This is a genomic window from Chthoniobacter sp. (assembly GCF_040003245.1).
Taxonomy (GTDB): domain Bacteria; phylum Verrucomicrobiota; class Verrucomicrobiia; order Chthoniobacterales; family Chthoniobacteraceae; genus Chthoniobacter.
Genome location: NZ_JBDUCX010000239.1, coordinates 1 through 10,283, shown reverse-complemented (window position 1 = coordinate 10,283; position 10,283 = coordinate 1). Strand labels below are relative to the sequence as shown.

The window sequence follows — 10,283 nt, the reverse complement described above, 5'->3', positions numbered from 1 at the left end:
CATCGCGCGGCGCTGCCGACGCGAGAATTTCAAAGCGTGAAATATCCGGGCTAGTTCCCTGTCTGGCCGTGGAAAACAATGTGTGGCTTGAGCGTTTGATTAGATACACGGCCACGCAGAAATTAATACTTCGTGTTGTTCCTATAACACGTGATGGTTACATTGCCCACATGCGAGACACCCAAGACTGGCTCGATAATCGTGAGGCAACACAGGTGATTGAGCAATTTGCTTATATCCCGGCAAAGCTGATGTGGATGGTGGAAGTCTCAGTGCCTGATTTATTTTCCACTAATAAACGCAAGATTGGGGAACTACTTCTCGATGCTGGCCGCGATTTTGAGACTGAGGCAGACTTTCGACTTTTCGTTCTTGCGCGCTTTCCAGGAGCCTACCTGTTTTTCAATGGAAAGACGCCGGAGGGGGAGCCACGCTTTATTAAGCTACCCAGTGATCTTCGTTCGCACGTCGCCGTTTTGCCGGCACGGGCAATCTGACGCTTATCGTTCCCACCTCGTGGCGGACGGATCTTCGGAGGCTTCCGGCGTTGCGCCGACCCACCGGCAGCCTACTTCGCCGGTTCGGCGTTCCAGACTTTGATCTCGTCGAAGAGGCCGCTCTTGCCCTGGACGCCGAGTTCGATCTTGGACTTGGTGGCGTGGCCGATGCCGGGGGAGGTAAAGTAGGCGACGGGTGCGCCGTCGATGGTCACGCGCATGGCTTCGCCGACGGTTTCGACGACGAGGGTGTACCATTTGCCGGCCTCGAGCGGTGTCGGGACGGGGAAGGTGGCGCTGTGCGTAGAGACCAGCTTGTTGATCGCGTCCTTGTTGGCGGTGGCGTCTTTGCGCAGCTCGATGAGCGCGTTGCTCTGCGTGCCGTCGCGTTCGTCGAGGATGGTGACCTGCTGTTTGTCGAGGCGGACCTGGGCGCGGCAGAGGTGGCCGTAGTGGGAGCCCTCGAATTTGCGGTCGTCGAACTCCACATCCATCATGGTGTTGCCCTCGAAGCGGATTTTGACCTCGATGACGCTGTCCTTGGTGGGCAGCTCGAGGCCGTAGACGGCGGCGTGGGCCTTGACCTCGGGTTTGCCGTCGGCGGCGGGGATGTTCTGGTCGCGGGTCTGGGTGCCCTTGAGGGTGCCATTCTCGACGGCGAAGGTGTCGACGACCTTGTGCCATTTGGCGTCGAGCGTGGCGCCTTGGAAATCATCGGAGAAGAGGAGTTCCTTCTTCTTGGCGATGGAGTCCTTGGGGATGGCCGGCAGATCGGCGGCGAAGGCGGCGGACGTGACGAGGCAGGAGAGGGCGAGGAAGGGGCGGAGGTGCATGGGAGGTAGGTGTGAGGGAGCGATGCTTTATGGCAGGATTTTGTTAGGGGCAAAGTGGGATTTCGAGGGCCAGCGCGGGTGGGGCAGGCCGCGGAGCTGCAAGTTTTGACCACGGATAGCGCGGATGACACGGATCGGGACGGGTTGCGGATAAAGGGGCTCTTAATCCGTGCCCATCCGTGTCATCCGTAGTTCATCATCGATCTTCGGAACGCGCTCTGAGCGTTTGCATTCCACGCAGGTCTGGGAAGAGGTGCCTCCATTGGTTCAGTGGGCTCCATTGGCTCCATTGGTGAAAATGGCCTATTTCTGCCGGAAAAGGCGCATTTGTTCGATTCCTCCACGCCCGATATTCGCCCGGTCCGGTCCGGCCCATTTCTTAAACGCAGAAGCTGGCCCCCGCGCTGGCACCCGGTTACAACAGCTTGCGAGTCAACCTCATGAATACCCCTCACGAGTCTCCGAACCCGCTTCCCGAAACGCCACCGCCGGCTTCCGGTGATCGGCGCGAGTTTCTGAAATCCGCGGCGTGCGTGGCCCTCGGCGGCGCGTGCGTGCTGGTGCCTCTGGCCGCGGGGGTGACCGTGCTGCTCGGGCCGTTGCGCTCCGCGCCGCCCGATGGCTCATGGGTGAACCTGACGAAGATCGAGGCGCTGCCCATCGGTGCGCCGCCCCGCCTTTTCCAGGTCTTCGTGGAGCGCACCGATGCGTGGACGCGCCACGGGCGCAGTGCGGTGGGCGCGGTCTTTCTCGAGCGGCTCGATGAGACGACGGTGCGCGCTTTTCAATCGGCGTGTCCGCACCTCGGTTGCTCGGTCGAGTGGCGCAAGGAGAAGAAGCATTTCTTCTGCCCGTGTCACAACAGCGCCTTCAGTCACGATGGCGAGATCAGCGGGCCGAGCCCGGCGGCGCGCGGGCTGGATGCGCTGGCGGTGGAGATTCGCGACGAGGGCGAGGTGTGGGTGAAGTTCCAGACGTTCAAGGCGGGCGTGAAGGAGAAACTGCCCGTCGCATGAAAGCGCTGTTCGACTGGCTGGACACGCGCACGGGTTATCGCGGGCTGGCGCGGCTGGCGCTGCACGAGCACGTGCCCGGCGGCGCACGCTGGCGCTATGTGTGGGGCAGCACGCTGACGTTTGCCATCGCGGTGCAGTTCATCACCGGCATCGTCTTGTGGATGAACTACAGCGCCGGGGCGCAGAGCGCGTGGGAGAGCGTCTACTACACGCAGGAGCTGCTGCCCGGCGGGTGGGTGTTGCGCGGCATTCATCATTTCATGGCGCAACTGATGGTGCCGCTGCTCGTGCTGCACTTCATGCAAGTGATGGTCGACGGCGCGTATCGCGCGCCGCGCGAGGTGAACTATTGGTTCGGCCTCGGGCTGCTCGGGCTCACGCTCGCCATCTCGCTCACCGGGTATCTGCTGCCGTGGGACCAGCGCGGATATTGGTCGACCAAGGTGGTGACCAACCTCATCTCCGGCGTCCCCTTCATCGGCGACAAGCTGCAGCGGCTCGTGGTGGGCGATGCCAATTACGGGCACCAGACGTTGACGCGTTTCTTCGCCATGCACGCGGGGGTGTTGCCGGCGTTGCTCGTGCTGCTCATCGCGGGGCACGTCGCGCTTTTCCGCAAGCACGGGCTCACGGCGAAACTGCCGAAGGAAAAACCGGACGCGATGTTGTGGCCGGACCAGTTGCTCCAGGATTGCGTGGCCTGCGGCACGGTGATGGGTACGGTGCTCGCGCTGGTCTGGTATTTTCACGGCGCGGAACTCGGCGCGCCGGCGAATCCGGCCGAGCCTTACAGCGCGGCGCGGCCGGACTGGTACTTCATGGCGCTTTTCCAGTTCCTGAAATTCTTCGAGGGCGAACGGCTCATCTGGGGATCGCTCGTCATCCCGGGGCTGGTCTTTCTGCTGCTCATGGCCATGCCGTTGCTCGGGCGCTGGGGGCCGGGGCACCGGTTCAATCTCTTCGTGATCTTCGTGGGACTCGGGGGCTTCGCCACGCTGACGACGATGGCTTTTCAAAAGGACGCCGACGACCAGCACTACCAGGCGGCGGTCGCCCAGGCCAAACGCGACGGCGAACGCGCGAAGCATCTGGCGTCGGCGCGGCGCGGCATTCCCACGGAAGGCGCGCTGGCCTTGCTGGCCGAGGATCCGCTCACGCAAGGGCCGCGGCTTTTCGCCAGCCAATGCGCGAGCTGCCATACCTACGCCGGCCACGACGGGCTCGGCGCGCCGCTGAGCGAGCCGCCGACTGCGCCGGATCTCGCGGGCTTCGGCTCGCGCGAGTGGTTGCAGGGCTTCATGGATCCGCAGCAGATCGAGACGCTGCGCTATTTCGGCGGCACCGCGTTTGTGCATCCGAAGGAGGGCGGCCGGAAGAGCAAGATGGTGCGGCTCATCACGGACAAGGTGCCGGCCTACAGCGCGGAAGAGAAAGCGCAGCTCGAAAAAATCCTGATCGCGCTGAGCGCCGAGGCCGCGCTGCCCGCGCAAAAAGACAGCGACGCGCGCGACGCCGCATTCATCGAGGAGGGCCGAAAACACATCGCGGCCGATGCGCTCGAATGCGCGGACTGTCATCAATTCCGCAACGACGCGCCGGGCGATGGTCCCGACCTGACCGGTTACGGCTCGCGTGCGTGGCTGGTCGATTTCCTAAAGAACCCGGGCCACGATCGCTTTTACGGCAAGCGCAATGACCGCATGCCCGCCTTCGGCAAAACCAGCCGCCTGAGCCCGCGCGACCTCGACCTGCTCATCCGCTGGCTGCGCGGCGAGTCGCCGAATTGAAGGTGCGGCTTCTCCGGCAGGTGTAGGGCGCGTTTCCCCACGCGCCGGGCTTGGGCTGTGAATGGAACATTCTCCCGGCGCGTGAGGACACGCGCCCCACACCCGCTCAACCCGCAAACGCGCGCTGCAGCGCCGCGATATCGAGCTTCTTCATCCCCATCATCGCCTGGAAGACGCGCTTCGACTTGGCGGCGTCGGGATCGGTGAACATCGCCGACAGGTTTTTCGGGATGATCTGCCAGGAGAGGCCGAATTTATCCGCCACCCAGCCACACTGTTGCGCCGTGGGATCGCCGCCGGCAGTGAGTTTTTCCCAGTAATAGTCGATCTCGGCTTGATCCTCGCATTCCACCTGGAACGAGACGGCGGGGCTGAACGGGAATTGCGTGCCGCCGCCGTTGAGCGCAGTGAAGGGCTGGCCGTTGAGTTCGAAGGCAACGGTGAGGACGGAGCCGGCCGGCTTGCCGTGGATTTCCTGCCCGGCGTCCGCGTAGTAGGAAGTGGCGGTGATCTTCGAGTTCTGGAAGATGCCGGTGTAGTAGCGCGCGGCTTCTTCGGCTTGGGTGTCGAACCAAAGGCAAGGGGCGATTGTCGAGGGCATGGTGGTTTTTAGGAATTATTCGGAATTATTCGGAGTTTTCGGGAATTCTTTTTCCAAGGGCTCGACGAACCAGCGGCGCGCGAATGGACAATTTCGGCAATTAAATTTTCGCGCCTTTACGATTACCTGGATTCGCGGATTTGTGTTCGCGCTGGGTGCGGCGCTCGCTAGTGAGAGCTGGAACGATTGATCTTTTGTGAAACTCCGCTGGCATCCCAAACAATTTCTCCTCGATACATGGACGCGTCTGCGTCAGCTCCGCGACGCGCCCCATGCCGTGGCCGGCGGCGTGGCGATCGGGATGTTTTGGGGATTCACGCCCTTGACCGGGCTGAAGACGCTGCTGTCGATTTTCACGGCGTGGGTGGCGCGTTGCAGCAAGATTCCCGCGGTCATCGCCGTTTCGCTGCACGATGTGCTGCTGCCGGTGTGGCCCATCATCCTCCGCTGGGAGTATGAGATCGGTTTCTGGCTGGTAAACCGGCCGCATCGCTTCCCGCCCAAGCTCAGCATCGGCAAGATCCATGTCGCCGAGCTGTTCCAATGGAAAACACTCGGCGTGCTGTGGCCGACGCTCGTGGGTTCGTGCGTCATCGGCATTCCGATCGCGCTGGTCACTTACGCGGTCGTGAAGTGGATGCTGGAACGTTACGAAACCAAGCACCATCGGCATCTCACGCCGCCCGCTTAGCTGCGGCAGGCTTTCGCGCCGCCGAGCTTTCAGGCGTCATGTGCGCGGGGCGCTGCGACCATCTTTCCCTGCACCATGATGCCGATGATCGCGAGCACGGCGAACGCCGCGAGAGCTACGGTTTGCGTGAGTGAGAGGGTCTGCACGATGAGATGCGCCCCGCTGATCGAGGAAAGAATGATCAGCGCCCAGTTGAAGACGGCATACATGAGCAGCGCACCGATCAGCCCGCCGATGAGAAAGGAAATCCACGACATCTCCGGCGGCGCCTGCGCCTCCCAGCCGCGCAACGCGGTCATCACAAAATAGCCACCGACGAGAAAGCCCGCGATGCCGAGCGCGATCTTTTGCACGAAGATGGCAATGACGGCGCCGATCAAGCCGAAAACCAGGCCGATGATGAGCGACCACTCCGGCTGATGCGGCAAAAGAGCCGTCGCGAGTTCCAGCCCCGCGACAAATCCCACGGCGCCGACAAACAGCCAGAAGAGCTTGCGGCCTAGAAAAAGCAGCAGCACGCCGACGAGGATGGCGCCGACCGGCGGTAGCGACGTGAGCTCGCGAGGAAGGTAATCGGCGTGGATGGCATGGGCGGAGGAGGCAGCGTGAGCGGACATGGATCAGGGCGATGGGACAACGAGATCGTCGGACAAAGCGACCCTCTTATTCGAGCCTCTTACGTCCGACGCGCACTGCCTGGCGCAAAGTGGTCGCAGCGGGCTGGCGACCCGCGCGTTACCAATCCTCGGGATGCTGCTGGTTGAACACGTGCGCGAACAGGCGGTGGAAGAAGTGCTTTTTCTCTCCGCGGTCACGATCGGGATCGTGATCGCCGTCCCGATCCCCGTTGAGTGGTTGCACGACGGTGGTGACCGTCGTCGTCGTTTTCTTCCCGGGCGCCACCGGCGCACCCTCGACGTCGGCGACTTCCGCCGGTTGGGAGATGCGGTTGCGATAGTCAGTCTTGGCGCCCTCGGTCGGCTTTTTCACCGCGACCTTGGCCTGCACGGGCTTTTCCTTGGGTCGCGGGGCATCAGCCTTGGTGACCGGAGCAGGAGCAGCGTCGGTCCGAACAGAGGTCGGAGCGGTTTCATTGCGAAAACGAGGAGAAGCGGCCTCCGCTCGAACCGGAACGGGCGCAGCTGGAGTCGCATGCGGGGCGCCGGAATTCTCCAGATTGGCGAGGAATTTGCGGTCGGCGGCCTCCGTCGCGGTGGCTGCATCGGATGGCGCGGCGATCACGCCGATCACAGGGCATGCGAGAGCCAGCGCCGAGAGGTACACGAAGGAAAGGATCGGTTTATTCATCGTTGCGTTCAGGATTCGAGAGGCCGGAATTGGCCCGTCGATCCTGAATCGCGGTGGGTGGCTCGTTTGGCCGGAAAGATCAGCGCGCCGGGCGCAGCGGAGTGCGCGCTTCTACTGAAAACACTTCCACAACTCCTCGGCGAACAAGCGATGGCCGCGGTCGTCGGGATGATTGATCGTGTTGTCGAGCAGCGTGAGGTAGGGGAGTCCTTCCTTGGCGAGGTGTTCCCAGCGCGCGGAAGCATCGGCGAGGGCGATGCCGTGCCGGCTGGCGAAGTCGCGTAGGGCCAGCACGTAGGGCCGGTGCTCGGTCTCGCGCATCGTCTTGAAGCCCATCATGCGCCACATGGTGAAGTGCGGGGAAATGAGGATGACCTCCGTGCCGATTGGCTCGAGCCGGTGCAGGATCTCGCTGTAGGATTCCTCGACCCCCGCGGCATTGAGGCCCGCATCATTGACGAACTCGATCGTCACGAGATCCGGCTTCGCTTCGACCACGCGATCGAAGCGCGCCGGATTTTCCGGCCCGTGCAGGTCGCGATACGGATGCTTCTCCGGGTCGAGCCATTGCCGGCTGTTCGAACCGCCCGCGCTGATATTCCGCACATCGATCTTCGCCTTTGGAAAACGCTCGCGCAACCCGGCGGCAAAGACATCGACGTAGCGCAGCTCCGGCTTCGACGCGTTGCCGCCCGCCGTGACGGAGTCACCCAGGCACACGATCGTCACCGGCTCGCCCGCTTTCAGTTTCGCCAGCGTCTTCGGAATGCGCCCGGGCGTGCTCGCGGTGACCGCTTGTGCGGGTGACTCGGTGATCGGGTAGATGTTGTCGGGCGTAATCTCCGTGGCGCCGTAATCGACAAAGACATGCGCGATCGCCACGCACCCGGCGTCCGCGTCTGGCGGCACGGGCGCGCTGATGTGCGGCTGCCCCTGCTTCAGCGAGACTTTGCCATCCGCCGCGACTTGCACCGTATCCATGCGCCGCAGCGAGTAGCGGTAGCTGGCGTAGACCGTGTCGGTGGCCGTGACTTTGCTCTTGGGCCCGAGCCCCACGTGGCCCCACTCGGGATCGACCAGGTAATCCTCACCCTCCTTGAGCAACTCGCCGCCCTTCGCCACGCGAATCTCCAGCGAGCCCGGAATGAACGAACCGCTCGCATTCACATCGCGCGCGTTGCACCCGCGCAGCCGTGTGCCTTTCGCCCAACCCGCCGGCTTGTCGGTGGAAAGCTTCAGCGCTTCATCGCTCACCGCTTGCACCAGAGCCGGCGCGATGGTGAGTGTGACTGGCGCGGCGACCGTAACCGCGTGCCCGGCAACCTCGGCCTTGCCCGCCGCCACCGTGATCGTGGCACCTTGCGCCGTGAAATCGAGAGCGCGGAGGGTGGAGAATGGGAGGAGTAGTGCAGCAGCGACGAGAGAAAGGAGTTTCATGAAAGGATGAACGAGGAAGATGCGGATGCGTGGAAGTAACCGGTGGGGCGATGCGGCCTTAGAGACGGTGAAATAAGGGCGACTCCCTCCTCGCGTGTCATCCTGAGCGAAGTCGAAAGCCGAGCGCAGCGAGACGCCTATGGGACTGCGGGGCAAACCCCGTCGAATAACCAGCAGTATCGCTGGTAGAGCGACGGGGCTCTTCGACTGCGTTACACTCCGCTCAGAATGACACGCGATGGAAGGTCGTCGCGCCCCTCACACCACCGTCACCGGATACGTCGGCAACTTCCACGGCGCGCGATACGGCCGCGTGTAGCTCTTGCAATCCCGCACCGCGTGCGCATTCGCCACGTCCAGCTTCTTCGGGCTCCACACCACCGTCCGCCCGCTCTGGTAGGCGATGTTCGCGAGGTGACAGCACATCGTCGTCTTGGCCATCGAGTAGATATCGCTCCGCGGCTTCGCCCGGCTCTTCACGCAATCGATGAAATTCTGCCAGTGATCATGCGGCGGCGATTTCTCAAACGCCTTCGGCCCCGGGTTGTCCGGGTGCTCCGGGAACCACTGGTAATCCGTCCGGTCCACGATCAGCGTCCCCTTGCTCCCGATGAATTCCGCCCCGTGCGTGCGCCCGCCATCCAGGCCGCGCCCATTGCTGAAGCGCGTCTCCCAGTTCATCAGGAAATTCGGGAAGCGATAGATCGCCTGCATCGTGTCCGGCGTATCGCGCCCATCCTTCAGCACGTAGATCCCGCCCTCGCACGACACCGTCACCGGGTCGCTCTGCTGCATCCCCTGGAAGACCATATCCATCATGTGCACGCCCCAGTCCGTCACCAACCCGCCGCCATAGTCGTAATACCAGCGCCAGTTCCAGTGCGCGCGATTCGAGTTGTACGGCCGCTTCGGCGCCGGCCCCAGCCACATGTCGTAGTTGAATCCGTCCGGCGCTGCCCCATCCGGCACCTGCTCCATCGGCTTCGGCCAGCCGCCCATCACGCTCACAAACCACGCCCGGCACACCGCGATCTCCCCCATCTGCCCCGAGCGCACGAAATCGATCGCCGTCTGGAAATGCTTCACGCTGCGCTGCCAGGTGCCGATCTGCACCACGCGATTGAAATGCTGCGCCGCCCCGAGCATCGCCCGCGCCTCCGTCAGGTCGTGCGAGATCGGCTTCTCGCAATAGATATCCTTCCCCGCCTCGCAAGCCGCGATGAAGGGGATGGCGTGCCAATGGTCCGGCGTCGCGATCAAGACCGCATCGATGTCTTTGCGATCCAGCACCTCGCGGAAATCGCCATACACCTTCGGCTCCGGCCGCCCCTCTTTTTTTAAAATCTCCAGCGCCTTGTCCTGCTGCGCCTTGTCCACATCACACACCGCCGCGAACTCCACCCCCGGCACCTTCAGCAGCCCCGACAGATTGCTCCGCCCCATCCCGCCCGCCCCGATCACCCCCATCACCACCCGCTCATTCGCCCCCTGCGCCCGCGACATCACCCGCGCACTCAACCCCAGCCCCACCGCCGCGGCCGAAGTGCGAGTGAGAAAAGAACGACGGGAGAGGGGCGTTTTCATGGGGGGATGAGGTGAAAAAGTTCGCTGGTGAGTCTCAACCTACCGGCACACCAGTCGCAATCACTTTCCTTCTTGGTAAACCGGTTACGTAAGATCGGCTTGCATCACTCAGTTTTGCGCCATATAGCGCCCCTCTGTGAATTTTGTGCCCGTCAGGTTGACGCGAATCTCGCCGTGGAATGTCGGCGCATTCGTGCTTGCGTCCAATGAGTAAGCGCTTCCGCATTGCGTTCTCATTCGCCGGGGAAAAGAGGGACTTTGTTGCGAAGGTCGCCGAAATCCTCGCAAACCAATTTCACAGGGATCAGATTCTGTACGACAAATACCACGAGGCCGAGTTCGCACGAAGCGACCTCGCATTTCATCTTCCTGCGCTTTACAACGACGAAGCCGACCTCGTTGTTGCCGTTTTATGCAACGACTACGAAGTGAAAGATTGGTGCGGCCTTGAATGGAAGGCCATCTACGCCCTCATTAGAGACTGTTATGCACTTTTGACTGGTACGAGGAGGCGGAGTGAGCTTGAAAG

10 protein-coding genes and 1 pseudogene are annotated in these 10,283 nt (G+C 62.6%); 5 read left to right on the top strand and 6 right to left on the bottom strand.

Going from position 1 to position 10,283, the window contains the following annotated elements; genetic code table 11:
* Positions 1-497 (top strand): hypothetical protein (locus ABJF10_RS24945; protein ID WP_348547339.1); only part of this gene is annotated, 497 nt, incomplete at its 5' end.
* Between the two features lie 71 nt (positions 498-568).
* Here the strand turns inward: ABJF10_RS24945 and ABJF10_RS24940 are convergent.
* A complete protein-coding gene (locus ABJF10_RS24940) occupies positions 569-1,330 on the bottom strand; it encodes a hypothetical protein (protein WP_348547338.1) in 762 nt (253 codons plus the stop codon).
* Positions 1,331-1,770: 440 nt separating this feature from the next.
* Between ABJF10_RS24940 and ABJF10_RS24935 the strand changes: the two genes are divergently transcribed.
* Positions 1,771-2,346: a Rieske 2Fe-2S domain-containing protein gene (locus ABJF10_RS24935; RefSeq protein ID WP_348547337.1), complete on the top strand. Its 576-nt coding sequence runs from the start codon at positions 1,771-1,773 to the stop codon at positions 2,344-2,346.
* Positions 2,343-4,133, top strand: a complete 1,791-nt coding sequence (locus ABJF10_RS24930; RefSeq protein WP_348547336.1) for a cytochrome b N-terminal domain-containing protein — start codon at positions 2,343-2,345, stop codon at positions 4,131-4,133. The genes ABJF10_RS24935 and ABJF10_RS24930 overlap by 4 nt, the downstream gene beginning before the upstream one ends.
* A 106-nt stretch (positions 4,134-4,239) precedes the next feature.
* Here the strand turns inward: ABJF10_RS24930 and ABJF10_RS24925 are convergent, their stop codons facing one another.
* Positions 4,240-4,734, bottom strand: coding sequence for a VOC family protein (locus ABJF10_RS24925; RefSeq protein WP_348547335.1), 495 nt, complete (start codon positions 4,732-4,734; stop codon positions 4,240-4,242).
* Positions 4,735-4,930: 196 nt separating this feature from the next.
* Here ABJF10_RS24925 and ABJF10_RS24920 point away from each other — a divergent pair, with 196 nt between their 5' ends.
* Positions 4,931-5,425, top strand: a complete 495-nt coding sequence (locus tag ABJF10_RS24920) for a DUF2062 domain-containing protein (protein WP_348547334.1) — start codon at positions 4,931-4,933, stop codon at positions 5,423-5,425.
* A gap of 29 nt (positions 5,426-5,454) precedes the next feature.
* Here the strand turns inward: ABJF10_RS24920 and ABJF10_RS24915 are convergent, their stop codons facing one another.
* The 4 genes from ABJF10_RS24915 to ABJF10_RS24900 all read right to left on the bottom strand — a co-directional run bounded on the left by ABJF10_RS24915 (position 5,455) and on the right by ABJF10_RS24900 (position 9,754).
* Positions 5,455-6,042 (bottom strand): DUF4203 domain-containing protein, encoded by a 588-nt coding sequence (locus ABJF10_RS24915; RefSeq protein WP_348547333.1) that lies wholly within the window; start codon positions 6,040-6,042, stop codon positions 5,455-5,457.
* A gap of 118 nt (positions 6,043-6,160) precedes the next feature.
* On the bottom strand, positions 6,161-6,733 hold the full coding sequence (locus tag ABJF10_RS24910) for a hypothetical protein (protein ID WP_348547332.1): 573 nt from the start codon (positions 6,731-6,733) through the stop codon (positions 6,161-6,163).
* A gap of 111 nt (positions 6,734-6,844) precedes the next feature.
* Positions 6,845-8,170: a GDSL-type esterase/lipase family protein gene (locus tag ABJF10_RS24905; RefSeq protein WP_348547331.1), complete on the bottom strand. Its 1,326-nt coding sequence runs from the start codon at positions 8,168-8,170 to the stop codon at positions 6,845-6,847.
* 258 nt (positions 8,171-8,428) lie between these two features.
* The gene (locus ABJF10_RS24900; protein WP_348547330.1) at positions 8,429-9,754 is read right to left on the bottom strand and encodes a Gfo/Idh/MocA family oxidoreductase; all 1,326 of its coding nucleotides are present in this window, start codon (positions 9,752-9,754) and stop codon (positions 8,429-8,431) included.
* Between the two features lie 206 nt (positions 9,755-9,960).
* Here ABJF10_RS24900 and ABJF10_RS24895 point away from each other — a divergent pair.
* Positions 9,961-10,283: pseudogene (locus tag ABJF10_RS24895) on the top strand (hypothetical protein); the annotation flags it as partial.